We start from the raw sequence: 23,439 nt of genomic DNA, 5'->3' as shown, positions 1-23,439 counted from the left end.
CTACCCGATGGATACTTATTCTGCGTTCTGTAACCGCCTGCACGTGGGGCGGTCCAACTACCAGGATCTGTTCAGTCTGGTCGATCGGCAGGCGGCACGCTTGGCCGCCGCAGCAATCTGGGAGCCATTATGGGACGGGGCAGAGTGCGACAGAATGCACCTTTCATAGACAAGATTGCATTTTTCATGGAATCGCCACGACTCATCCCCGGGCAATCCGCCAGCCCGAAAAATCGTTAACATCACAATAAAAATTCATAAATTATTGTTTTTATTGAATTTTATAAAAACAAAAAAATCAGGATCAGCCCCTGCAGCGCGTACATGGGCCACACCGATGGCGAGCTTGCACAATTCACGGCACCCTCCTTCGCCCGACCATGCACCGTGGCGGCATGACCGCCCATCGCCTGCCTCCGCCCGCGCGGCAGCCCCCATACCGCTAGTGGCAACGCCCGCCGCCGAGCTGTCTAAAATTTGAACAGGCATTCCACCGAGGGCAGTCGCCATGAATCGACGCTCGCTACTGTACGCCCTGGGCTTGCTGCCGGTCTGGCCCCTGCTGGCGGATGGCGCGCGTGCCGCCCCGCAGGCCGGAGAGCCAAACGTGGCGCCGCTCGACAAGCCGGCGGAGCAATGGCGCCCCCTGCTGGCGCCAGCGGCATGGCGCGTGCTGTTCGAGGAGGATACCGAGCCGGCCGGCAGCAGCCCGCTGGACAAGGAGCGGCGCGACGGCACCTACATCTGCGCCGCCTGCTACCTGCCGCTGTTCGACAGCCAGGACAAGTACGACAGCGGCACGGGTTGGCCGAGCTTCACCCAGCCGCTCGCCGGCCATGTGGGGCTCAGGCGCGACTTCAAGCTGATCTGGCCGCGCACCGAGTACCACTGCGCGCGCTGCGGCGGCCACCAGGGCCACGTGTTCGACGACGGCCCGCCGCCGCGCGGCGAGCGCTGGTGCAACAACGGCCTGGCGCTGCGCTTCATCCCGCGCAGCGACCGCCTTCCCGACCTGAGGAGCTGAACATGCACGCCCTCGCCTGCCGCGCTCTGCCACATGCCCGCTTGCCAGGCTGGTGTCTGGCCCTGCTGCTCGCCGCCGCCAACCAGGCGGGCCTGCCAGTGCATGCCGCCGACCAGCCCACCGCCACGGCGATCTTCGCCGGCGGCTGCTTCTGGTGCATGGAGGCCGATTTCGACAAGGTGCCGGGCGTGCTGTCGACCACTTCGGGCTACACCGGCGGCAGCCTCGCCAACCCCAGCTACGAACAGGTCTCGGCCGGCGGCACCGGGCATCTGGAGGCGGTACTGGTGAGTTTCGATCCGACCCGGACCAGCTACGCCAGGCTGCTGGAGGCCTACTGGCCGAACATCGATCCGCTGACCGCCACCGGGCAGTTCTGCGACATCGGCTCGCAGTACCGCAGCGCGATCTTCTATGCCGACGCCGAGCAGCAGCGTCTGGCCGAAGCCTCCAAGACGGCGCTGCTGAACTCCGGGCGCTTCGAGCGGCCGGTGGTCACCGAGATTCTGCCGGCGACCACCTTCTATCCGGCCGAGGAGTACCACCAGAACTACTACCGGAAGAATCCGCTGCGCTACCGCTTCTACCGCACCACCTGCGGCCGCGATGCGCGACTCGCGGAACTGTGGGGCGAGCGCCGGTGAATGGGCTCAGCGCAGCTCGATGCGATCGTCGAGGATGGTGATCAGCCCCTGCTTGTAGAGGCCGCCGATCGCCTTCTTGAAGTTGCCCTTGCTGACACCGAACAGCCGGGCGATCTCCTCCGGCGGGCTCTTGTCGCCGAGCGCCAGACTGCCGCCGGCATCGCGCAGCGCGGCGAGGATCTGCTCGCTCAGGTTGTCGGCGCCGGCGCGGCCAAGCGGCTGCAGGCTCAGGCTGATCTTGCCGTCGGGACGGACCTCGCGGATGTAGCCGGTCTCGCGCATGCCCGGGCGGAGGAACTTGAACAGTTCGTTCTTGTGGATCAGCCCCCAGTGCTTGCCTTCGACGATGGCCTTGAAGCCGAGGTCGGTGCGCTCGACCACCAGCAGGTCCACGGCCTGCCCGGGCTGGTAGCGCGGCTGGGTGTTGTCGAGATAGCGGTCCAGCCGCGCGGTGGCGGTGATGCGCCGGGTGCGCGGGTCGAGGTAGACATGCACCACGCAGTAGTCGCCGACCTGCAGCGGGCGCTTCTCCTCCGAGTGCGGCAGGAACAGGTCCTTGGGCAGGCCCCAGTCGAGGAACAGGCCGACGCGGTCGATCGCCACCACTTTCAGGCTGGCGAAGCCACCGACTTCCACCCTGGGCTTCTGGGTGGTGGCGATGATGCGGTCTTCGCTGTCCAGATAGACGAACACGTTCAGCCGGTCACCGACCTCGCACGCCCCGCCCTTGGGCACGTAGCGCCGGGGCAGGAGGATCTCGCCATCCGGGCCGCCATCCAGGTACAGACCGAAGTCGGTGTGCTTGACCACTTGGAGAGAGTTGAACCGCCCGATCTGTGCCATGTCGCTTACCTTGATTGCCAGGGCCGGCATTCTAGCCGAGATCGCCTGGCGACAGGGGCCGGCCCGGGGTGCGGCGACGGCAATTTCGGCGGTTTTTTCCGACGGGTGCCGGCATACCCGGGACAGCCCTCAAGACCACACACAAGGTATTGATTCAAAAGGAAAACATGCCGCGGAGCGGGGACTGCTGGGGCGCTGGCGAAACACCATTCGCCAAAAGATGATGGCCCGACCTGCAGAAAGGATTTGCACCGGCAGAAATTACCGCGTAGGGTGCTCGCACTGTGTTGCAGTGTCATCGTAATCGACTGATTCAGAGCTTGATCCTACAAACCTCGGTTTTACTGGCTCCTTGCACTCAGTTCCGGCTCCGGGCAGTTCCGGCGCCGTAGTCTACACCGTCCAAGGAGACAAACATGTCCAACCGTCAAACCGGCACCGTCAAGTGGTTCAACGATGAGAAAGGCTTCGGCTTCATCACCCCCCAGAGCGGTCCTGACGTATTCGTTCACTTCCGTGCCATCAAGGCCGACGGCTTCAAGACCCTGAAGGAAGGCCAGGCTGTCTCCTTCCTGGTCGTCCAGGGCCAGAAAGGTCTGCAGGCTGACGAAGTCCAGATCATCTGATCCGGCTTCCCGCCTCGCAAAAGCCCCGCCTCGTGCGGGGCTTTTGCTTTTCAGGGCTATACTGCGCGCCCTCTCGCCCCTGCCAGGAGACCCGCCATGTCGCTGAAGCTCACCGTCGTCGACCAGACGCCCGTCCACGGCGATCGACCGTCCCGCGCGGCGCCCAACAGCTCGGTCGAGCTGGCCCGCGCCTGTGACGAACTGGGCTACTACCGCTACTGGCTGGCCGAACACCACAACAGCATCCACTTCGCCAATCCCTGCCCGGAGATCATGATCGCCCGAGTGGCCAGCGTGACGCGCAACATGCGCATCGGCAGCGGCGGCGTGATGCTCAGCCACTACAGCCCGTACAAGGTGGCCGAGGTGTTCCGCATGCTCGCCAGCCTGTTCCCCGAGCGCATCGATCTCGGCATCGGCCGCGCCCCCGGCGGCACGCCGCTGGCCTCGGCAGCGCTGGCCGCCCCCTACGAGCAGCTGGAAGAAGACACCTTTCCTCAGCAGGCCGCCGAGCTGTGTGCCTTCCTGCGCAACGAGTATCCCGAGCGGCATGTCTACAGCCGCCTGCACTGCCTGCCGGACGAAGGTCCGACGCCGCAACTGTGGATGCTCGGCTCCGGCGGCGGCAGTTCGTCGCTGGCCGGCTACCTGGGCATGGGCCTGGCGGTGGCGCGCTTCATCGCTCCCGAGGCCTGCTCGCCGGCGATCTTCGCCAACTACGAGCGCCACTTCGCCCAGGCCGGCCACCAGCACAAGCCGGCGCGCATGCTGGCACTGGCGGTGATCTGCGGCGAAACGGAGGAACAGGCCAGGCACATCGCCGGCACGGCCGCCTGGCGCAAGATGATGGCCGGCCGCGGCTCCCGCGAGCTGCTGCTCAGCCCCGCGGAAGTCGACCAGCGCCGGCGCCAGTTGAGCCCTTCCGAGCAGGCCGAGCTGGACGCCACGCGCGATGCCATGGTGGTCGGCACTGCGGAGCAGTGCTGGGAACAGTTCCATGCCTTCGCCTGCGACTACCAGCTCGACGAGCTGGGGCTGGTCACCGTCACCCACAGCTTCACCGACCGCCTGAACAGCTATCGCCTGCTGGCCGCGGCGCGCTGAGCCGCGTAGCACGAGGCGACTTCCCGAACGTTCGCCGGCAGATTTCTGCAGAAAACGGCTTCATTTCGTCCGACAGGACAAAAAATGAGCGCCGTTTCCTGTATGATGTCCGGCCCTTTTTGCCTTTCGGCAGGAGAATCATCATGCAAAGCAAACCAGGCGCATCGAAGCAGAAGGTGGTCGCCGTTCCCTCCGCCGAAGCCCGTCGCGAGCTCGAAGAGCAGATGGCCGCCTTCCTCAAGGCCGGTGGCGAAGTGCAGCAGATTCCCCGCGGGGTCAGCGGCCAGACCTACGGCAGCTCGCGCCACATCACCATCGGCAAGAAGTAGGCAGCCCATGCGCGAACCCGTCCGCCTGTCCAAGCGTCTCGCTGAACTGCTGCCCTGCTCGCGCCGCGAGGCCGAGCTGTACATCGAGGGCGGCTGGGTCACGGTCGACGGCCAGGTGGTCGAGGCGCCGCAGTTCAAGGTGCTGGACCAGGCCATCGCCCTGCTCCCCGGCGCCCGCGCGGAAACCCAGCCGCCAGCCACCCTGCTGCTGCACAAGCCGGCCGGGGTGAGCGTCGAACAGGCGCTCGCACTGCTCGGCGAAGCCAGTCGCAGCGCGGACGATGCCTCGGGCATGCGCCTGCTGCAGCGCCACCTGCAGCGGCTGAACGCCCCCCTGGCGCTGGAGACCGCCGCCTCCGGCCTGCTGGTGCTCACCCAGAACTGGGGCGTGATCCGCAAGCTGACTGATGATTTCAGCAAGATCGAGCAGGAATACATCGTCGAAGTGGCCGGCACGCTCGAGCCGGAGCAACTCAAGCAGCTGCAGTTCGGCATGAGCTACCGGGGCCGACCACTGACACCGTGCAAGGTCAGCTGGCAGAGCGAGACGCGCCTGCGCTTCGCCCTCAAGGCCCCGCAGCCCGGACAGATCGCCCACATGTGCAAGGCCGTCGGCCTGCAGGTGCATGGCATCCGCCGCATTCGCGTCGGCCGGCTGGCGATGGCCAAACTGCAGCCGGGCCAGTGGCGCTACCTCGGCGCCAACGAACGCTTCTGAGGCAGCGCATCTCTGCCCCTAAGGCCGGCCTTGACAGGCTGGTTGGTGGGTTACGGCCAAAGGCCTACCCCCCCCCCTACGCCAGGGTCATCGTAGGGTGGGAAACTCGCGCAGCGATTTCCCACCGGGCGGCCAACCACCCGAATCACCGCCAGCCCAATGACCTAGGGGCCTCCAGACCGACACGCAGCAATTTGCCGTCGCGCTCATCGGTGAGCAGGTAAAGCCAGCCATCCGGCCCCACCCGCACGTCGCGGAAGCGGGTATCCAACGCCTCCAGCAGGCGCTCCTCGCCGACCACCTTGTCGCCCTCCAGGCTCAGGCGGATCAGCGCCTGGGCGGCCAACGCGCCGATGAACAGGCTGTGCTGCCAGGCCGGAAAGCGCGCTGCGTCGTAGAAGGCCATGCCGCTGATGGCCGGCGATTTCGCCCAGACATGGTGCGGCGGTTCGGTCCCGGCCACCCGCCGGCCCTCGGCCTCGGGAATCGGCAGGAAGCTGTAGTTCACCCCATGGGTCGCCCGCGGCCAGCCGTAGTTGCGTCCGGGTTGGGGAATGTTGATCTCGTCGCCGCCACGCGGGCCGTGCTCGTGGATCCACAGCCGGCCGCTCCATGGATTGAGCGCCGCGCCCTGTGGATTGCGGTGACCGTAGGACCAGATCTCCCCGCGCGCACCGGCCTTGCCGACGAAGGGGTTGTCCGCCGGGATGCTGCCGTCGGCATGCAGGCGCACCACCTTGCCCTGCAGCTTGTCGAGCTGCTGGGCGGTGGGTCGCTCGTTGTTCTCGCCAAGGGTGACGAACAGGTAGCCGGCACCATCGAACACCAGCCGCGAGCCGAAGTGGATGCCACTGGACAGCTTGGGCTGCTGACGGAAGATCACCTGGAAATCCTCCAGCGCGCCGAGATCGACGGACAGCCGGCCGCGGCCGACCGCGGTGCCGGCCAGGCCGTCGACGCCCTGCTCGGCGTAGCTCAGGTAGACCAGTCGATCGCTGGCGAAGCGAGGCGACAGGGCGATGTCCAGCAAGCCCCCCTGACCGACCGCATAGACCGCCGGCACGCCGGCCAGCGGCGCCGACAGGCGCCCCTCGGCCGTTACCCGGCGCAGTCGCCCCGGCCGTTCGGTGACCAGCATGCCCTGGCCGTCCGGCAGGAAGGCCAGGGACCAGGGGTGCTCGAGACCACCGACGACCTCGCGCAGCTCCAGCGGGCCGTGCGCACTCGACAGCGGCGCGGCGACCGCCGTACCGAGCAGCAACGCCCCCAGCAGGACGCTGCAGCCACGCAGCAGAGTGGCCGGAGTCTTCATCGGGACGCTTCCGGTTCAGCCGCGCAAGGCGCGGCGTCGGCCAGTTGCTCGGCGAGGAACTCGGCGAGCACCCGGGCATTGTTGAACTGCTCGTCGTGCGCAGCATACAGCAGGGTCAGAGTCCCCTGCCGCGCCGGCTCCAGCAGCGGCCGCCAGAGCAGCGCAGCGGCTGCCAGCTCGCCGCGGTAGGCCTCACGGAACTCGGCGAAGCGCGCCGGCTCGTGGGCGAAGGCGCGGCGCACGCCATCCGAGGGCCCCAGCTCGCGCAGCCAGGCGTCCAGCGGCAGCTCGTCCTTGCGGCAGCCGCGCGGCCACAGGCGATCGACCAGGACGCGGTAGCCATCCGCGGGCGCCGCCGGTTGATAGACCCGCTTGCAGACGATCACTGCCCGGTTCCTCCACTCAGCGCTGTTCCGGCAAGGATAGACCAGCACCGCCGGCGGCGGACTATTGCGCCGGCGGCGCTTCGGCCTGCGGCGTTTCCTGGCCCATGCAGCGCACCGCGCGCTTCTTGCTGTCCACCAGCACGCCGGTCAGCCCCTTCTGGTTGACGTCGAACAGCACCAGCACGCCGTCGATGCACTGGGCGACCTGGTCGGCCGGCTTCAGCGACAGCTTGTAGTCCTCGCCGGGAATGGTCTTGAGCATGGTGTAGTCGCTCAACAGCAGGGCGTCCTCGGGCTTGGCGATGTGCAGGTAGCCATAGAAGCCGAGCACGGCGACGGTGGCGGCGACGCTGCCGATGGCGGTGAGGATCAGGGGGATGGGATTGCGCTCGCTCATGCGGAAATTTCCGGAACAGGTCGGGAAGAAGAACGGAACGGACGGGCCGTCACAGGATGTTGGCGTAGTCGGACTCGACGCGATCCAGGCTCAGGTGGTTGAGGAAGTTGGAGAAGCACATCCACGCCGACAGCGCGTTGAGGTCGCTGAACTGCGGCGGCAGGTACTTGGGCGGCACCACCACGCCCTCGTCCACCAGCTGGCGCAGGGTGCGCATGTCCTCCAGGGTCGCCTTGCCGCAGAACAGCAGCGGGATCTGCTCCAGCTTGCCCTTGCGCACCGCGAGCTGGATGTAGTTGTAGATCAGGATGAAACCCTTGAGGTAGGACAGGTCCTTGGTGAACGGCAGGCCGTCCGGGGTCGAGCCACGGAACACGCGGATGGCGTTGGAGTAGCTGTCTTCCTGGCTGTAGCCCTGGTCGCGGTAGAACTGGTAGATCTGCAGGAAGTCCGCGCCCTCCTCCGCCATGTGGATGGCGCGGGTGCGATTGGTCAGCTTGCGCAGCCGGGTCGGGTAGGAGGTGAAGGCGATCACCTCCATGAGGATGGCCAGGCCTTCCTGGGTGATGGTCGACGACGGCGGCCCCTTGGCCAGGAAGGTGCACACCGGCTGGTTGAGGCCGTTGAGGGTGGTGCCGACGTGCACCAGCCCCTCGTGTACCTCCAAGGCGCGGATGTCGCGCTGGTTGAACATGGCGTCGGCGCGGATCTTGATGTAGTCGGCACCGGCCGCCGCGTCGGCGAGGATGCCGTCGGACTCGAACACCCGCACCACCGCCTCGTCGTCGCCGAACACGCCGTTGAGGCGGCTCTGCAGCAGCTCCACCGCCTGGCTGGCGTTGAGGGTCTTGGGTTCGTCCTTGAGGTCGCTGCGGTCGGCGATGTTGTCCAGATAGGTGGAGAACATCACGCCGAGGTCGGCCAGGGTCGGGTCGCCGGCATGGAAGGCGTCGGAAGCCGAGCCGTACAGCTCCTGGGAGATCAGTCCGAAATCCGGGGTGCCGCGTGCTTCGAGCATGCGGATCACCATGCGGTATTCCTTGCACATCCGCCGCATGATCTGCCCGACCGGGCTGAACTGGCCGAGCTGGCGGGTGATGTCGCGCTCGATCTGCTGGAACTGCAGCTTCTTGTCGTTGGGGTCGAACGACAGCGGGCGGTTCTGGTAATAGTCGCGATCCACCGCCGGCAGTTTCTGCCCGCGGCTCCTGAGGAAGCCTTCGCGGATGCGCTCGTCCCACTTGATCGCATCCAGCACGCGGATCGGCGTCTGTGCCTCGACCAAGCGGTCGGACAGTGCGCGGATGGTCTGCCGGTACTCGCTACTCGCCTTGCTGCTGCGGCTCATGCCCTGCCCCGTTACTCGGTGACCCGCACGAAGCGGGCGACCTCGCTGAATACATCGCTGTTGGCCTGGTCGTCGAGGAAGCCGTAGACCTTGGGCAGCGCACTGGCGATCAGCACGCCGTCGCCTTCCTCGGTATCGATCGTCTGCCCTTCGAGCTGGCGACTGGCCAGCGCTTCCTGCAACTGCTCGATATCCAGACTGTAGAGCACCAGCTCGTCATCGTCGGTCAGCTCGAAGCCGCCGAAGGCGAAATTGCCGCCCAGGCGCTTGGGGGCCTCGACCGAGAGGTACCAGCGACGGCCGTGATGGGCCACGGTGAAGTCGTAGCCGCGCGCCTGCTCGCGGTTCTCCAGACGCTCGCGCCAGGCCTGCGCGTGATAGCCGCCGTCAGGCTTGCGGGTGATCTCGAGAAAACGCTCCTCGCCCCACTCGTCCATGCCGGCCCAGGTGCCGAGCAGGTGCTTCGGCGCCGTTTCCCCGACCGGGATCGGCTCCTTGAAGGTGGCCAGGCAACCGCCCAGCAGCAGGAAGGACAGCACAACAAGCACACGCACCGCGTTCATGGAGCACTCCTTGTATCCAGCGAGGGACCGGCTGCCGCAGCGACGGCCAAGATGGGGAGCGAGACGCACGGGGACGCCGCCCTACGGGGTTGGACCACGACAGGCGGCATCCGACTCAACGTGCTCTCACGGCAGCATCTTATTGCTCGGCACGCATGTGCGGGAACAGGATCACGTCACGGATCGACGGCGAATCGGTCAGCAGCATGACCAGACGGTCGATGCCGATGCCCTCGCCGGCGGTCGGCGGCATGCCGTACTCGAGCGCGCGCACGAAGTCGGCGTCGAAGTGCATGGCCTCGTCGTCGCCGGCGTCCTTGTCGCGCACCTGGGCGTGGAAGCGCTCGGCCTGGTCCTCGGCGTCGTTCAGCTCCGAGTAGGCGTTGGCGATCTCGCGGCCGCCGATGAACAGCTCGAAGCGGTCGGTGACGCTCGGATCCTCGTCGTTGCGGCGCGCCAGCGGCGACACTTCGAACGGATACTTGGTGATGAAGGTCGGCTGCTCCAGCTTGTGCTCGACCAGCTCCTCGAAAATCATCACCTGCAGCTTGCCCAGGCCCTCGAAGCCGAGCACCTTGGCGCCGGCCTTCTTGGCGATGGCGCGGGCGGTGTCGATGTCCTGCAGGTCGGCGGCGCTGATCTCCGGGTTGTACTTGAGGATCGAGTCGAACACCGACAGGCGGGCGAACGGCTCGCCGAAGTGGAACACCTTGTCGCCGTAGGGCACGTCGGTGGTGCCGAGCACCGTCTGCGCCAGCTCACGGAACAGTTCCTCGGTGAGGTCCATGTTGTCTTCGTAGTCGGCGTAGGCGTGGTAGAACTCGAGCATGGTGAACTCGGGATTGTGCCGGGTCGACACGCCCTCGTTACGGAAGTTGCGGTTGATCTCGAAGACCTTCTCGAAACCGCCGACCACCAAGCGCTTGAGGTACAGCTCCGGCGCGATGCGCAGGAACATCGGCATGTCCAGCGCGTTGTGATGGGTCTCGAACGGCTTGGCTGCGGCACCACCGGGGATGGTCTGCAGCATCGGGGTTTCCACTTCGAGGAAGCCGCGTTCGTTGAGGAAGCGGCGGATGTGGGCGATCACCTGCGAGCGCACGCGGAAGGTCTCGCGCACTTCCTCGTTGACGATCAGGTCTACGTAGCGCTGGCGATAGCGGGTCTCGGTGTCGGTCAGGCCGTGGAACTTGTCCGGCAGCGGACGCAGCGACTTGGTCAGCAGGCGCGCATCGCTCAGGTCCACGTACAGGTCGCCCTTGCCGGAGCGGGCCAGCACGCCGCTGACGCCGACGATGTCGCCCAGGTCCCAGTGCTTGATCGCTTCCAGGGTCTCGGCCGACAGGGTCTTGCGGTTGACGTAGAGCTGGATGCGCCCGCTGGTGTCCTGCAGGACCATGAAGGCGCCGCGGTTGAGCATGATGCGACCGGCCACGCTGACCTTGATCTGCTGCGCCTCCAGCGCTTCCTTGCCGGCCTCGGCGTACTGCTTCTGCAGGTCGCCGGCCAGATTGTCGCGGCGGAAGTCGTTGGGGAAGGCAATCGCCTGGCTCTCGCGTACGGCGGCAAGCTTTTCCTTGCGCTGGGCGATCAGCTTGTTCTCTTCCTCGTGGATGGCGTGCTCGTTCAGCGGTTGTTCGCTCATGGTCGTCTTTCCAAATTTGGCGTGGCTCGCGCCACATCCGGGATTTGCGCGATGGATCAGGCGCCCCCGCCCACGGCGGAGGCGCCGGGCATTACAGGCCCTGCTTGAGGCTGGCTTCGAGGTACTCGTCCAGGTCGCCGTCCAGCACCTTGTCGCAGTCGCTGCGCTCGACACCGGTGCGCAGATCCTTGATCCGCGACTGGTCGAGCACGTAGGAGCGGATCTGGTGGCCCCAGCCGATGTCCGACTTGGTCTCCTCCAGCGCCTGCGAGGCCTCGCGGCGCTTCTGCATCTCCAGCTCGTACAGCTTGGCGCGCAGCATTTTCATCGCGGTGTCGCGGTTGGCGTGCTGGGAGCGCTGGTTCTGGCAGCTGACCACGGTATTGGTCGGGATGTGGGTGATGCGCACCGCCGAGTCGGTGGTGTTGACGTGCTGGCCACCGGCACCGGAGGAGCGGTAGGTATCGGTGCGCAGATCGGCCGGATTGATGTCGATCTCGATGTTGTCGTCGATCTCCGGCGAGGCGAACACCGCAGAGAACGAGGTATGCCGACGGTTGCCGGAGTCGAACGGACTCTTGCGCACCAGGCGATGCACGCCGATCTCGGTGCGCAGCCAGCCGAAGGCGTACTCGCCGCGCACGTGCACGGTGGCGCTCTTGATGCCGGCGACTTCGCCCTCGGACAGTTCGACGATCTCGGCATCGAAGCCGTGCTTGTCGGCCCAGCGCAGGTACATGCGCAGCAGGATGTTGGCCCAGTCCTGGGCCTCGGTGCCGCCGGAGCCGGCCTGGATGTCCAGGTAGCAGTTGCTGGCGTCCATCTCGCCGCTGAACATGCGGCGGAACTCGAGCTTCTCGAGGATCTCGCGCAGGCGCGCCACTTCGGCCTCGACGTCGGCCACGGCGCCCTCGTCGTTTTCCTCGACGGCCATGTCCAGCAGGTCGCCGCAATCGGCCAGGCCGCCGGTCAACTCATCGAGGGTCTCGACGATCTGCCCCAGCATCGCGCGCTCGCGGCCAAGATTCTGCGCGTATTCCGGATTGTTCCAGACGTTCGGGTCTTCCAGCTCGCGATTGACTTCGGTCAGACGGTCATGCTTCTGATCGTAGTCAAAGATACCCCCGAATAGACTGGGTGCGGCTGGTCAGGTCCTTGATGGCGTTAAGGATCGGATTGATTTCCATGGCTGGCGTCACTCGCGGGCGGAACTGGAGAAAAGCGCAAAAGTATACGCCAGTCGGCGCGCGCTGGCAGCAATGCGACGACAAAGCCCCGACACCAAGGGTGCACATGGCGCACCCTACTCACGGCCCGTGATCGCCGGCACCGCTTCCGCCCCAACGCTCGGGCGCAGGGTGCGCCGCGCGCACCACAACGCCACAGGTGCGCACGGCGCGCCCTAGCCGCCGAACTCGGCCAGCCGCGCCAGGAACGCCGCCTCGTCGAGCACTGGGATGCCCAGCTCGCCGGCCTTGGCCAGCTTGGAGCCGGCGCCGGGACCGGCGACCACGCAGTGGGTCTTGGCCGACACCGAGCCGGCCACCTTGGCGCCCAGCGCCTCGAGCTTCGCCTTGCCTTCGTCGCGACTCATCGCCTCCAGGGTGCCGGTGAGCACCCAGGTCTGCCCGGCCAGCGGCAGGCCGGCGACCACCTTGCGCTCGCTCTGCCAGTGCATGCCGAACTCGCGCAGCTGCGCCTCGATGGCGCGGGCCCGCTCGGCATTGCTCGCCTCGGCGAAGAACGCGCGCAGGCCCTCGCGGGCCTTCTCGCTGAGCCCCTTGGCGGCCTTGAGGCTCAGCCAGTCCTGACTGAGGGCAATCACCCCGTCCAGGCTGTCGCCCGCGGCGGCGGCGAGGTTCTTCGCCCCGGTGGCGGCGATGCCGGGAATGTTCAGCTTGTCGATCAGCTCGGCCAGGGTCGCGCAGGCGGCGAACTCGGCGTGCAGCGCCCCCTCGTCCTGCAGGGCGACGCCGCGCTCGAGCAACTGGGCGATCACCGTGCGGTTGTGGGCATCCTCGAAGAAGCTGTGGATCTCGTGGGCCACTTCCAGACCGACGTCCGGCAGCCAGGTCAGCACCTCGGGCAGCGCCACCTCGATACGCTTGAGCGAGCCCAGGGCACGGGCCAGCAGCTTGGCGGTCTCTTCGCCGACGTCGGGAATGCCCAGCGCATAGATGAAGCGCGCCAGGCTCGGCTGCCTGCTGGCCTCGATGGCGGCCAGCAGGTTGCGGGTGGACAGCTCGGCGAAGCCTTCCAGCACCACCACCTGCTCGAAGGTCAGGGTGTAGAGATCGGCGGGTGAGCGCACCAGACCGACGTCGACCAGCTGCTCGACGATCTTGTCGCCCAGGCCGTCGATGTCCATGGCACGCCGCGAGACAAAATGGATGATCGCCTGCTTGAGCTGCGCCTGGCAGCTCAGGCGGCCGACGCAGCGATAGATCGAACCCTCGCTGACCTGCGCCTTGCCCTTGCCGCGCTTGATCAGCTGGGTGCGCTCGACCTGCGAGCCGCATACCGGACAGCTGTGCGGGATCTCGACCGGCCGCGCATCCGCCGGGCGGCGCTCGAGCACCACCTGCATCACCTGCGGGATCACGTCGCCGGCGCGACGGATGATCACCGTGTCGCCGATCATCAGGCCGAGGCGCGCCACCTCGTCCATGTTGTGCAGGGTGGCGTTGGAGACCGTCACCCCGGCCACCTGCACGGGCTTCAGGCGCGCCACCGGGGTCACCGCGCCGGTGCGGCCGACCTGGAATTCGACGTCGAGCAGCTCGGTCAGCTCCTCGCGCGCGGGGAACTTGTGGGCGATCGCCCAGCGCGGCTCGCGGGCGCGGAAGCCCAGCTCGCGCTGCCAGTCGAGACGGTTGACCTTGAACACCACCCCGTCGATCTCGTAGGCCAGCGCATCGCGCCGCTCACCGATGGTGCGGTAGTAGGCCAGCGCCTCCTCGACGCCGCGCGCCAGCTTGAGCTCGCGACTGATCGGCAGCCCCCACTCCCTCAGCGCGGCGAGAATGCCGACCTGGGTGTCGGGCAGCTCGCCCTCGACCTGGCCGATGCCGTAACAGCAGAACTCCAGCGGACGACTGGCGGTGACCTTCGGATCGAGCTGGCGCAGGCTGCCGGCGGCGGCGTTGCGCGGGTTGGCGAAGGTCTTGCCGCCGCTTTCCACGGCGCGCGCGTTGAGCACCTCGAAGCCGGCCCGGGACATGTACACCTCGCCGCGCACCTCCAGCACGCGCGGCCAGCCGGCGCCGTGCAGACGCAGCGGGATGTTGCGCACGGTGCGCACGTTGGCGCTGATGTCCTCGCCGGTGCTGCCGTCGCCGCGGGTGGCACCGCGCACCAGCACGCCGTCCTCGTAGCGCAGGCTGACCGCCAGACCGTCGAGCTTGGGCTCGCAGGCGTACTCCACCTCGGCGGCGCCGGCGAACAGATCGCCGGAAAGCTCGCCGGACGGCAGCAGCTCGCCGAGCCCCTCGCGCACGCGGCGGTCGAAGTCGCGCAGGTCATCCTCGGCGAAGGCGTTGCCCAGGCTGAGCATGGGAATCTCGTGGCGCACCTGGCCGAACTCGGCCAGCGCCGCGCCGCCGACGCGCTGGGTCGGCGAATCCACGCTGACCAGCTCGGGATGCTCGTCCTCGAGGGCCCTGAGCTCGCTGAACAGACGATCGTACTCGGCATCCGGAATGCTCGGTTGGTCGAGCACGTAGTAGCGGTAGTTGTGTTCGTTGAGTTCGGCGCGCAGTCGTTCGATGCGCTGGGCGGCGGTAGTGCTCATGGAGTGGTTTCCCTGAAACAAAAAAGCAGCCCTCCGCCAGGCGGAGGACTGCTTTCTCAAGACTCGAAGATCAACGCTTCATCAGCGACCGGCGCTCGAACTCGACGATGCGCTGGCGATAGTGCTCGATGGTCTGCGCGGTCATCACGCTGCGCTGCTCGTCCTTCAGCTCACCGTCCAGCTCGTGGGACAGCTTGCGCGCGGCGGCGACCATCAGGTCGAAGGCCTGCTTGGGATGGCGCGGACCGGGCAGGCCGAGGAAGAAGCTCACCGCACGGGTGCTGAAGTTGTCGATGTCGTCCAGGTCGAAGGTGCCCGGCTTGAGCGCGTTGGCCATGGAGAACAGCACCTCGCCGTTGCCGGCCATGCTCTCGTGGCGATGGAAGATGTCCATGTCGCCGAAGCGCAGGCCGCTCTCCAGGATGTTCTGCAACAGGGCCGGGCCCTTGAAGCCGGCCGGGTCGCGGGCGACCACGTTGATCACCAGCACCTCTTCCACCGGCGGCAGGTCGCGCGCCGGCTTGGTCGGGGCAGGCTTGTCGGCGGACTTCTTCTCGGCCTTGTCGGCGTTCTTGTCGCGCGGCTTTTCCTTGCCGCGCGCCAGCTCCGGCTCGTCATCCACGGCGCTGAAACGCTCGGCGGACTCTGCCGGCTCGTCGAGCGCCAGGTCATCGACCAGCGGCAGATCGTCATCGCGCTGACCGCGGGCCGGCGGGGTATCGAGCAGGTCGTGCTCGTCCAGCGACGGCTCCTGATGCTTGGCCACCACACGCGAGGGGCCCAGCAGGCTCTGGTCCTCATCTTCGTCCGACTGATTGGCGGAATTGCGGTCGAGCTTGAGCTTCAGGCGCCCCTTGCTACCCCGCATGCGGCGCCAGCCGTCGAACAGAATTCCGCCGATCACCACGATACCGATGACGATCAGCCATTCGCGCAAACCGATGTCCATGAAAGACGCATTCCCCTACTCAGAATCCGGGCAAAACAACAACTGTTTTCAATCACACCAGCAGCCAGCGATCCTGCTTACTTCCACAGCGTGATTATTAGCCCAATAAATTAACATGCCGACGGAAACTATACACCGTCCGTCGCCTGACAGCCTTGCGGCAATCTTCACGACAACTTAGACAATACGCCGGTCGCTGCGCGGAATCACGTCGCCACACAGCCTCTCCGCCGCCGTCAGGCCTCGGCCAGAGCCACCGCCTCCTCGACATTGACCGCCACCAGACGCGAACATCCCGGCTCGTGCATGGTCACCCCCATCAATTGATCGGCCATTTCCATGGCAATCTTGTTGTGGGTGATGTAAATGAACTGCACCTTTTCCGACATCTCCTTGACCAGTCTGGCATAGCGGCCGACGTTGGCGTCGTCCAGCGGCGCATCCACTTCGTCGAGCATGCAGAATGGCGCCGGATTGAGCTGGAAGATCGCAAATACCAAGGCAATCGCGGTGAGCGCCTTTTCGCCGCCGGACAGCAGATGGATGGTGCTGTTCTTCTTGCCCGGCGGGCGCGCCATGATCGCCACTCCTGTATCGAGCAGATCTTCGCCGGTAAGTTCCAGATAAGCCTGGCCACCGCCGAATACTTTCGGGAACAGCGCCTGCAGACCGCCGTTGATCTGGTCGAAGGTTTCCTTGAAGCGGTTGCGGGTTTCCTTGTCGATCTTGCGAATGACGTTTTCCAGGGTGTCCAGCGCCTCGACCAGGTCGTCGTTCTGCGCATCCAGGTAGCGCTTGCGCTCGGACTGCTGCTGGTATTCCTCGATCGCGGCGAGGTTGATCGGCCCCAGGCGCTGGATGCGCGCGGCGAGCTGTTCGAGCAGGCTTTCCCACTCGCGCTCGGCGGCCGCCTCGGGCAGGTTGGCCAGCAGGGTCGGCAGGTCGTAGCGCTCTTCGACGAGCTGGTCCTCGAGGGCCTTGCGCCGCACGCTGAGGGTCTGCCAGTCGAGGCGCTGCTGTTCGAGCTGGCCACGCAGCAGCAGCGCCTGCTGCTCGGCGCTGCCGCGGCGCTTCTCGGCGTCGCGCAGTTCGCGGTCGGCGTCGTCCAGCGCCAGGCGCGCCAGGCGCATTTCCTCGTCGACCGCCATGCGTCGTTCGAGCAGCTCCTCGAGCCTGATGCGCAGCTCCTGCAGGGGCTCGTCGCCTTCCTCGAGGTTGAGACTGAGCTGCTCGCAACGCTCGACCAGCCGCGCCGCCTGCAGCTCCAGGCGCTCCAGGGCCTGGCGGGTGGAGTCGTGCTGGGCGCGCAGCGCGCCGATGCGTACCGCCAGCTGGTGGGCATGATCCTTGTGCTGGCGACCGTCCTGACGGGCGCGGTCGAGCCGCTCGCGCAGGCTGTCGCGGCGGGTCAGCAACTGTTCGCGCTGCTCGGTGTCGCTGGCCATGGCGTCCAGCGCATCCTGCAGGTACAGGCGCGCCTCGCCGAGCTGCTCCACCTCCAGGGCGCGCTGCTCGGCTTGTTCGGCCAGCTCCTCGTCGAGCCGGCGCCGACGCAGGGCCAGCTGTTCGTGACGCGCCTGACTGGCGGACAACTGCGCCTTGAGTTCGGCCTGGCGCCGGCCGGCCTCCTGGATCAGCCGGCGCTGCTGCTCGCGGGCCCGCTCCTGCGCCTGCTGCGCGTCGCGCAGCTGCTGCACGTGCTCCTCCAGCACGGCCAGCGCGGCCTCGCCCGCCTCCCGCTCGGCGGTCAGCCGCTCGAGCTCCTGGCCGCGCGCCAGCAGGCCGCTGTCCGCCTCGCCGGCACGGCGCACGCGCAGGAAGTGGCGGCCGACCCAGTAACCGTCGCGACTGATCAGGCTTTCCCCCTCGGCCAGCGCGGTACGCGCCGCCAGCGCCGCGTCGAGCGATTCGACCGGGCGCACCCGGGCGAGCCAGGGCGACAGGTCGACCGGCGCCTGCACCTTGTCCAGCAGGCTGCCGGCAGCCGCCTCGCGCACCGCGACGGCGGCGCAGGCCAGGCGCAGCTCGCCCTGGGCGAAACCGTCCAGCGCCAGGCCGGCGAAGTCGTCGAGCAGCACCGCCTGCAGGTCGGCACCGAGCACGGTTTCCACCGCCAGCTCCCAGCCCGGCTCGACGCGCAGGCCTTCGGCCAGGCGCGGTCGCTGGTGCAGCTGCTGGGCGCGCAGCCACTCGGCCGCACCCGCGCCGGGATCCAGTGCCGCCTGCTGCAGCGCCTCCAGCGAGGCCAGGCGGCCGCTCAGGCGCTGCAGCTCGCCCTGCGCCTGCTGCTGCTCGCGCCCGCCGTGCTGCAACTGCTCGCGCAGCTGCTGCAGGCGCTCGCCCAGTTGCTCGTCGCCGGCCTGCAGCTCCTCCAGCTCCAGCTCGCCGGCGGCCAGCTGCTCGCACAGCTCCTCCATGCGCGCATCGGCGGGATCGGCGCTCAGCTGGCGGCGCTCGTCCTCCAGCCGGCGCTGGCGCTCGACCAGGCGTTCGAGGCTCTGCTCGAGCTGCTGGATGCGCGCCTGCTGCACCTCGGCCTGGCGGCGCGGCTCGGCGCTGCGCTGGTTGAAGGCGTCCCACTGCTCCTGCCAGGCGTGCATGGCGGCTTCCGCCTCTTCCAGCGCGCAAGCGCCCTCCTCGGCGGCGGCCTGGGCCAGCTCCTGCTCGGGCTCGAGCATGGCCAGCTCCTCGGCCAGGGCGGCCAGCAGGGCGCGATCACTGCCCAGGTGCGACTCGGTCTCGGCGCGGGCACGCTCGGCCTCGCGCAGGTCGTCCTGCAGCTGGCGCAGGCGCTGCTGGCCGTGCTGGATGCTCTGCTCGATGCGCGCGATGTCGCCGCCCACCGAATAGAATCGCGCCTGCACCTGGTTGAAGGCTTCCGACAGCTCGTGGTGACCGTCGCGCAGGCGCTCGATACTGGCGTCGGCGCTGCGCTGGTCGGCGATCAGCGCCTCCATGGCCACCTCCTGGTCGCCGATCACCGACTGGCGCACCCGGGCCTGCTCATCCAGCGCCAGCCAGCGCAGCGCGGCCAGCTCGGCCTTGAGCTGGCGCTCCTCGGCCTTGTACTGCTGGTACTTCTCGGCGGCCTGGGCCTGGCGCTGCAGGCGTTCGAGCTGGCGCTCCAGCTCCTGGCGCAGGTCGGCCAGGCGCTCGAGGTTCTCCTGGGTACGACGGATGCGGTTCTCGGTCTCGCGGCGGCGCTCCTTGTACTTGGAGATGCCGGCGGCTTCCTCGATGTAGTTGCGCAGATCCTCGGGCTTGGCCTCGATCAGCTTGGAGATCATCCCCTGCTCGATGATCGAGTAGCTGCGCGGACCGAGGCCGGTGCCGAGGAAGATGTCGGTGATGTCGCGGCGCCGGCACTTGGTGCCGTTGAGGAAGTAGGTGTTCTGCCCGTCGCGGGTGACTCGGCGGCGGATGGAGATCTCGCTCCAGGCAGCGTATTCGCCGACCAGGCTGCCGTCGCTGTTGTCGAACACCAGCTCGATCGACGCCTGGCCGACCGGCTTGCGGGTGTTGGAGCCGTTGAAGATGACGTCGGTCATCGACTCGCCGCGCAGGTTCTTCGCCGAACTCTCGCCCATCACCCAGCGCACCGCGTCGATGATGTTGGACTTGCCGCAGCCGTTGGGGCCGACCACCGCCGCCATGTTGCTCGGGAAGCTGACCGTGGTCGGGTCGACGAAGGACTTGAAGCCGGCCAGGCGGATGCATTTCAGGCGCATGGTGCGTCACTCCGGGCGCGACGGCCGGACAGGCAACGGGAGGCGGCGGACTGCAGGGTCATGGACGAACGTCTGTCACGGGTTGCGCGGCGCGGCAGTCTACCACAGCGCTGACGTCGCAATCCCAGACGCGGCGCACCCTGCGGGCCTCCCCGGGAGGGGCTGTCCGAGGCGTCAGGGAGCTTCCCGGCGCTGGACAAAACCATTACTTTGACATCGCACCTGCACGGGCATGGCATCGGACTCCGGCAACGGAGCCCCGACACGGAAGACGCGCCAGCCCCTCCCACCCCCTCTCCCTGACGCCTGACACCGACTGCAGAGCGGCCGTGGCGCCCTGGTCATGAAAATGGAGGTTCGGATTGGTCATCACGCATTCCCCTGCCGCATCGCCGGCCACGCCGCCGCGCGTGCTGGTGCTCATCAATGACTCTGCCCAGCGGGAGGCCGCCATCGCGGCGCTGTCCCTGCACGGTTACTCGGTCGCCGCAGGAGAGTCCGCCGAGGCGCTGTACGAACAGCCTGCCGGCACCCACTTCGATATCGCGCTGCTCGATCGCCACCTGACTGGTGAGGACGCCCTCAGCCTTGGGGCGCGTCTGCGGCGGATCCACCCGGTCATCGGCCTCGTCATGCTCGGCACGCACGACAGTCCCGACGAGCGGATCGCCGCCTACCGGCATGGTGCGGACATCTGCCTCGGCAAGCCGACCGTCCCCGCCGAGCTGTGTGCCGCGCTGGACGCGCTGGTCCGCCGCCTGAACGCCCACCTCCGTCCTCCCGGGGATGCCCCGGTGCTCGAACTGGCCAGCTGCCTGCTGCACACGCCCAACGGCCCACTCAACCTGCGCCGCCAGGAGGTCGAGGCGCTCTACGCGCTGGCCCTGGCGCCGGGCAACTTCCTGGAAAGCTGGCAGTTGCTCGAACGCCTCGGCAAACCGCTCGACATATACGGCAAGGCCCAGCTCGAGGTGATGATCTCGCGGCTGCGCAGCCGCATCAGGGCCTTGCATCCCTGCAGCAACCCGATCCGGGCCGAACGCGGCAGAGGCTACCGCCTGGAGCTGCCCCTCCAGGTACGCGCGTAGCACAGAACCGGAATTCCGCAAGCTTTTGTAAGCCTGCATCACAAAAAAACTGTTAAAAAGATCACACAATCTGTCCATGCCGGCCCCCACGAGGCTGGCATGACAGCGCCACGGAGCCCAGAACACGCCTTCACGCCCCGCCAGGAGGCCCGCCATGAGATCACAAGCCACCCGCGTAAGTCCGCAGCGCGAGGAACAGGTCGAAATCATCGGCTGCATCCTGTCGCTCCTGCTCTGCCTGGGAATCCTGCTCGCGCTTCACCACATCCCCTGGAGCATTTTCGGCTAGCCTGTCGGCAGGCCGCCGGACAGCCGCGAACCATCGCCGCGCCGCAGCGGTCGCCTGCGCCGGGGATTCGACCTGCCCTGTCGCTCCGCCGCCCCGCCCACCGCCCAGGAACGCCGCCATGCCCGCCAGTACTCCGCCGCACGCCCTGCGCCAGCGCCTGTACACGGTCATCTTCCAGAACGATACCCGCGCGGGTCTGTTGTTCGACAAATTCCTGCTGGTCACCATCCTCGCCAGCCTGCTGGTGGTGATGCTGGACAGCGTGGCATCGGTCAGCCAGGCGCACGGCCGGCTGCTCAGCCTCCTCGAGTGGAGCTTCACCAGCCTGTTCGCCCTCGAGTACCTGCTGCGCCTGTACTGTTCGCCCCGGCCGCTGCGCTATGCCTTCAGCTTCTACGGACTGATCGACCTGCTCGCCGTTCTACCCGGCATCCTCGCCCTCGCCTATGGCGACGCCCAGTACCTGCTGATCGTCCGCGTCCTGCGCATGCTGCGGGTGTTCCGCGTGCTCAAGCTGGCGCCCTACCTGAGCCAGGCCAACTTCCTGCTGGTGGCGCTGCGTGGCAGCCGGCAGAAGATCATCGTGTTCCTGCTCAGCGTCAGCACCCTGGTCACCGTGTTCGGCACCCTGATGTACGTGATCGAGGGGCCGGCGCACGGCTTCACCAGCATCCCGGTGAGCATCTACTGGGCGGTGGTCACCCTGACCACCGTCGGCTTCGGCGACATCACCCCCAAGTCGCCGCTGGGCCAGGGGCTGGCCACGCTGATCATGATCACTGGCTACTCGATCATCGCCGTGCCCACCGGCATCTTCACCGCCGAACTGGCCAACGCCATGCGTACCGGCGAAGGCGGCCTGCAGCACAGCTGCCCGACCTGCGACAAACCGAGCCACGAGGCCGGGGCGAGCTTCTGCTGTCGCTGTGGCAACCCGCTGTTCCAGCGCCGGGGCGTCGACTGAGGCCGCCGGACACAAAACTCTCGTCGCGGCGCTTCTACCTTCACAGGTCGCTCAGCGGCGGTTGTCCCAGCGCGGGCCGCCCGCGCCCTGCCCCTGGCCCTCGCCGTGCTCCTGGCCTGAGGCCTCACGCCCGCCCCGCACCTGGCGACTGGGCGAACCCACACCACGCTGGCCATGCTCGCGATACGCAGGACGCTGCTCGTGACGCCGATCGTGCCCCTGCAACTGCTGCTGGCGATTGAGCGGCATGCCCTGGACCTGGCGCCCCTCTTGACGCTGCTGCTGCCACTGGCGCTCGACCTGACGCCTGTCGATACCCTGCAGACGCTGCGGCTGCGACCGCGGTTGCCGCTCCAGCTCGCGGCCGCGGAACTGCTGCAACTGGCGGAGCTGCGGCTCGTCGAAACGCTGGCCATAGCCCTCCACGCGACGCTCCCTGCGCTGCTGGTAGTCGCGCTCCATGTCGCGACGATTCTGCCAGTCGCGCGGGCTGCGGTTGTCCCGATAGTCATAACGGTCGCGGTCGTCATGACGGTCGCGGTTGTCATAACGCGGCTGCCGATAGTCGTAGCGATCATGGTCGCGGCGATAGTCGTAATGCGGGCGCGGGGAATAGCGCTGCCCCAGGCGCGCCGGCACGTGACGATGCTCGATCACCCGCCACGGTCCGCGGAAACCCGGCCCCGAAGTCCAGCGATTGTCATACCAGCGGTAGTAGACGTGGTCGTGATAGTAGATGTACGGATAGCCGACGTTCACATAGACGCGCAGATCGTCGTCCCAGCGCCAGTCGCCATGGGAAGGCGGCGGATAGGGGCGACCATAGTAGGGCCCGTGCCCGTAATCCCCGTCGTAAACGGTACAGGCCGTCAACGGCAGGATCAGTGCCAACAGGATCCCAACGGCGAAACGCCTCATTGCTAGCCTCCGGAGCAGAAACAGGTCTGCTCGAACCATTGAATAGCGGCAACCGCAACCCGTACCGTCGCCGCGCCTCCCGCCCCACGATGCCGGCAAGGACCGCTGGGGATGGAGACTGGATGCGCGCCACCGGTGAGCAGCGTCATACATATGACCACGCGCAGCGAAAGTGGTTGCAGGATGCCTTCACTGCCATCGGCCCGCCATGCCCGCGTCACAACCCTCGTCGATGACTGGACAAGCGCTTGTCAGCCGCTCGGCATGGCCGGCTATCATGGCGCGACGGCACAGGCGCTGCCGCTACACCTGCGACAAGGAACTCCCATGAAGGAATACAAGGTCACGCTGTACCAGGAAGGCATGCTCGGCTCGCTGCTGCTCGGCTCCTCCAAGGTCGACCCGGAGAAGTTCAGCGACTTCCTCAACCGCAATGCCCGCGAGGGCTGGCGGGTGATCACCATGGAAAAGGACATCCGCCGCATGCTGCTGTTCTGGAGCCGCGAGTCCTATCTGGTGATCATGGAGCGCGACAAGTGAAGATCGGCGCCCTAGTCTGCCTGCTGATATTCGTCGCCTGGGTCGCCCTGGCGCTGGTGCAGCTATGGTGGGCGCCGCTCGGCGGCGAGCTGTTCTTCAAGCTCAGCGTCACCGCCGGCGCACTGTTCGTGGTGGCCCTGGCCATCACCCTGGTGGTCAACGAATACGCGACCGGCAAGCGGCAGAAGGAGCGCGGCTACCTCGATTGACCCCCGCCGCCCCCGTAGGCTGGGT

24 protein-coding genes are annotated in these 23,439 nt (G+C 67.2%); 11 read left to right on the top strand and 13 right to left on the bottom strand.

The window, feature by feature from the left end; genetic code table 11:
- Positions 1 to 255 precede the first annotated feature (255 nt).
- The gene (locus BLT78_RS21230; RefSeq protein ID WP_157719458.1) at positions 256 to 510 is read right to left on the bottom strand and encodes a hypothetical protein; all 255 of its coding nucleotides are present in this window, start codon (positions 508 to 510) and stop codon (positions 256 to 258) included.
- Here BLT78_RS21230 and msrB point away from each other — a divergent pair.
- Together msrB and msrA are read left to right on the top strand one after the other, a co-directional pair.
- Complete coding sequence (gene msrB, locus BLT78_RS01985) at positions 509 to 1,024, top strand: peptide-methionine (R)-S-oxide reductase MsrB (protein ID WP_090347372.1); 516 nt, start codon at positions 509 to 511, stop codon at positions 1,022 to 1,024. The two genes, BLT78_RS21230 and msrB, sit on opposite strands and share 2 nt — an antisense overlap.
- Before the next feature lie 2 nt (positions 1,025 to 1,026).
- Positions 1,027 to 1,668 (top strand): peptide-methionine (S)-S-oxide reductase MsrA, encoded by a 642-nt coding sequence (gene msrA / locus BLT78_RS01980; RefSeq protein WP_090347371.1) that lies wholly within the window; start codon positions 1,027 to 1,029, stop codon positions 1,666 to 1,668.
- A 6-nt stretch (positions 1,669 to 1,674) separates the two neighbouring features.
- Here msrA and BLT78_RS01975 read toward each other — a convergent pair whose 3' ends face one another.
- Positions 1,675 to 2,511 carry a CvfB family protein gene (locus BLT78_RS01975; RefSeq protein WP_090347370.1) on the bottom strand — a complete coding sequence of 279 codons (837 nt, stop codon included), beginning with the start codon at positions 2,509 to 2,511 and terminating at the stop codon, positions 1,675 to 1,677.
- Positions 2,512 to 2,927: 416 nt separating this feature from the next.
- On the opposite strand from BLT78_RS01975, the gene BLT78_RS01970 reads away from it, so the two are divergent.
- The 4 genes from BLT78_RS01970 (at position 2,928) to BLT78_RS01955 (ending at position 5,288) form a co-directional block, all read left to right on the top strand.
- The gene (locus BLT78_RS01970) at positions 2,928 to 3,137 is read left to right on the top strand and encodes a cold-shock protein (RefSeq protein ID WP_090347369.1); all 210 of its coding nucleotides are present in this window, start codon (positions 2,928 to 2,930) and stop codon (positions 3,135 to 3,137) included.
- Between the two features lie 96 nt (positions 3,138 to 3,233).
- Positions 3,234 to 4,241, top strand: a complete 1,008-nt coding sequence (locus BLT78_RS01965; protein ID WP_090347368.1) for an MsnO8 family LLM class oxidoreductase — start codon at positions 3,234 to 3,236, stop codon at positions 4,239 to 4,241.
- A gap of 143 nt (positions 4,242 to 4,384) precedes the next feature.
- Positions 4,385 to 4,570, top strand: coding sequence for a hypothetical protein (locus BLT78_RS01960; protein WP_090347367.1), 186 nt, complete (start codon positions 4,385 to 4,387; stop codon positions 4,568 to 4,570).
- A gap of 7 nt (positions 4,571 to 4,577) precedes the next feature.
- On the top strand, positions 4,578 to 5,288 hold the full coding sequence (locus BLT78_RS01955) for an rRNA pseudouridine synthase (protein WP_090347366.1): 711 nt from the start codon (positions 4,578 to 4,580) through the stop codon (positions 5,286 to 5,288).
- Positions 5,289 to 5,433: 145 nt separating this feature from the next.
- Here the strand turns inward: BLT78_RS01955 and BLT78_RS01950 are convergent, their stop codons facing one another.
- From BLT78_RS01950 to smc, 10 genes are all read right to left on the bottom strand, one after another.
- Positions 5,434 to 6,600 (bottom strand): PQQ-dependent sugar dehydrogenase, encoded by a 1,167-nt coding sequence (locus tag BLT78_RS01950; RefSeq protein WP_090347365.1) that lies wholly within the window; start codon positions 6,598 to 6,600, stop codon positions 5,434 to 5,436.
- The gene (locus BLT78_RS01945; protein WP_090347364.1) at positions 6,597 to 6,986 is read right to left on the bottom strand and encodes a DUF488 domain-containing protein; all 390 of its coding nucleotides are present in this window, start codon (positions 6,984 to 6,986) and stop codon (positions 6,597 to 6,599) included. Before BLT78_RS01945 ends, BLT78_RS01950 begins: the two co-directional genes overlap by 4 nt.
- A 61-nt stretch (positions 6,987 to 7,047) precedes the next feature.
- Positions 7,048 to 7,383: a hypothetical protein gene (locus BLT78_RS01940; protein WP_090347363.1), complete on the bottom strand. Its 336-nt coding sequence runs from the start codon at positions 7,381 to 7,383 to the stop codon at positions 7,048 to 7,050.
- Positions 7,384 to 7,432: 49 nt separating this feature from the next.
- Complete coding sequence (locus BLT78_RS01935; protein WP_090347362.1) at positions 7,433 to 8,731, bottom strand: flavohemoglobin expression-modulating QEGLA motif protein; 1,299 nt, start codon at positions 8,729 to 8,731, stop codon at positions 7,433 to 7,435.
- An 11-nt stretch (positions 8,732 to 8,742) separates the two neighbouring features.
- A complete protein-coding gene (locus tag BLT78_RS01930; protein ID WP_090347361.1) occupies positions 8,743 to 9,294 on the bottom strand; it encodes a hypothetical protein in 552 nt (183 codons plus the stop codon).
- Between the two features lie 139 nt (positions 9,295 to 9,433).
- Positions 9,434 to 10,939, bottom strand: coding sequence for a lysine--tRNA ligase (gene lysS / locus BLT78_RS01925; protein ID WP_090347360.1), 1,506 nt, complete (start codon positions 10,937 to 10,939; stop codon positions 9,434 to 9,436).
- A 91-nt stretch (positions 10,940 to 11,030) separates the two neighbouring features.
- A protein-coding gene (prfB, locus tag BLT78_RS01920) for a peptide chain release factor 2 (protein WP_157719457.1) occupies positions 11,031 to 12,126 on the bottom strand; the annotation gives its coding sequence in 2 pieces (ribosomal slippage) (positions 11,031 to 12,053 and positions 12,055 to 12,126; 1,095 coding nt in all).
- Between the two features lie 215 nt (positions 12,127 to 12,341).
- Positions 12,342 to 14,729, bottom strand: coding sequence for an NAD-dependent DNA ligase LigA (gene ligA, locus BLT78_RS01915; RefSeq protein ID WP_090347359.1), 2,388 nt, complete (start codon positions 14,727 to 14,729; stop codon positions 12,342 to 12,344).
- Between the two features lie 70 nt (positions 14,730 to 14,799).
- Entirely contained in the window at positions 14,800 to 15,678 is an 879-nt protein-coding gene (gene zipA / locus BLT78_RS01910) for a cell division protein ZipA (RefSeq protein WP_090347358.1), read from the bottom strand.
- A gap of 236 nt (positions 15,679 to 15,914) precedes the next feature.
- Entirely contained in the window at positions 15,915 to 19,406 is a 3,492-nt protein-coding gene (gene smc / locus BLT78_RS01905; RefSeq protein ID WP_090347357.1) for a chromosome segregation protein SMC, read from the bottom strand.
- A gap of 362 nt (positions 19,407 to 19,768) precedes the next feature.
- Here smc and BLT78_RS01900 point away from each other — a divergent pair, with 362 nt between their 5' ends.
- The 3 genes from BLT78_RS01900 (at position 19,769) to BLT78_RS01895 (ending at position 21,747) form a co-directional block, all read left to right on the top strand.
- Positions 19,769 to 20,494: a response regulator transcription factor gene (locus BLT78_RS01900; protein WP_090347356.1), complete on the top strand. Its 726-nt coding sequence runs from the start codon at positions 19,769 to 19,771 to the stop codon at positions 20,492 to 20,494.
- A gap of 154 nt (positions 20,495 to 20,648) precedes the next feature.
- Positions 20,649 to 20,783: a hypothetical protein gene (locus tag BLT78_RS21790; RefSeq protein ID WP_269458065.1), complete on the top strand. Its 135-nt coding sequence runs from the start codon at positions 20,649 to 20,651 to the stop codon at positions 20,781 to 20,783.
- A gap of 118 nt (positions 20,784 to 20,901) precedes the next feature.
- Positions 20,902 to 21,747, top strand: a complete 846-nt coding sequence (locus BLT78_RS01895; RefSeq protein ID WP_090347355.1) for an ion transporter — start codon at positions 20,902 to 20,904, stop codon at positions 21,745 to 21,747.
- Positions 21,748 to 21,798: 51 nt separating this feature from the next.
- Here BLT78_RS01895 and BLT78_RS01890 read toward each other — a convergent pair whose 3' ends face one another.
- Positions 21,799 to 22,665: a hypothetical protein gene (locus BLT78_RS01890; RefSeq protein WP_090347354.1), complete on the bottom strand. Its 867-nt coding sequence runs from the start codon at positions 22,663 to 22,665 to the stop codon at positions 21,799 to 21,801.
- A gap of 327 nt (positions 22,666 to 22,992) precedes the next feature.
- Between BLT78_RS01890 and BLT78_RS01885 the strand changes: the two genes are divergently transcribed.
- Both BLT78_RS01885 and BLT78_RS01880 read left to right on the top strand, forming a co-directional pair.
- Positions 22,993 to 23,205 (top strand): DUF4177 domain-containing protein, encoded by a 213-nt coding sequence (locus BLT78_RS01885; RefSeq protein WP_090347353.1) that lies wholly within the window; start codon positions 22,993 to 22,995, stop codon positions 23,203 to 23,205.
- Positions 23,202 to 23,414, top strand: a complete 213-nt coding sequence (locus BLT78_RS01880) for a hypothetical protein (RefSeq protein WP_090347352.1) — start codon at positions 23,202 to 23,204, stop codon at positions 23,412 to 23,414. The genes BLT78_RS01885 and BLT78_RS01880 overlap by 4 nt, the downstream gene beginning before the upstream one ends.
- The last annotated feature ends 25 nt before the right edge of the window (positions 23,415 to 23,439 follow it).

The organism is Pseudomonas oryzae, from assembly GCF_900104805.1.
Lineage (GTDB): Bacteria > Pseudomonadota > Gammaproteobacteria > Pseudomonadales > Pseudomonadaceae > Geopseudomonas > Geopseudomonas oryzae.
Note: the sequence above shows the minus strand (reverse complement) of the source record. Positions and strands in the feature narration are given on the sequence as shown.